The sequence below is a fragment of the Vibrio sp. 378 genome (assembly GCF_033339435.1).
Genome location: NZ_JAWOUO010001241.1, coordinates 1 through 510 on the forward strand (window position 1 = coordinate 1; position 510 = coordinate 510).

1 pseudogene is annotated in these 510 nt (G+C 42.0%); it reads right to left on the reverse strand.

The annotated features are described in order from the left end of the window. Nucleotides 1–151, reverse strand: a pseudogene (locus R7Q48_RS31350) (endonuclease/exonuclease/phosphatase family protein); the annotation flags it as partial. Nucleotides 152–510 lie beyond the last annotated feature (359 nt).

Consider the following 510-nt stretch of genomic DNA (forward strand, 5'->3'; position numbering starts at 1 on the left):
CGAGCTTTTCTAATTGGTTTTGCGTCCAAGCAAGTTTGTCTCGCCACTGCTCTTGGGAATAAATATTCTCGAAGTCGTAGTAGGCGTTCGGCGGTGCGACAAAATTAAACAAGTTAGCCGTAACAAAGGTAATTCTGCTTGGTTGAGACAAAGTATTCGCTCTTTTCAACAATAACCTGGAGAGTATATACCTTCGGATTATGGAATTGCAGCCTCGTTTGAAGTTGGCATTGACGTAACAGCTTGCGAATGGTCAGTTAAATAGGTCAAGACGTGCTCAAAAGCCACAAAGAACCTGCGATAGAGCATTGGCTGAGGTTTCTATTTTGGGGCATTGCGTTTAAACTTCAGAGCATCAAATATGAAGAGTAAATAACATGACCCAAGATTACGACCACGAAGAGTATTTAGAAGGCGACGAGATTGAAATCGAAGCGATCGGCATTGATGTTGATGCACATCCTATCGAACTGTATAAGCTTTTTAAAATCGCAAACTTGGTCAGTGGTG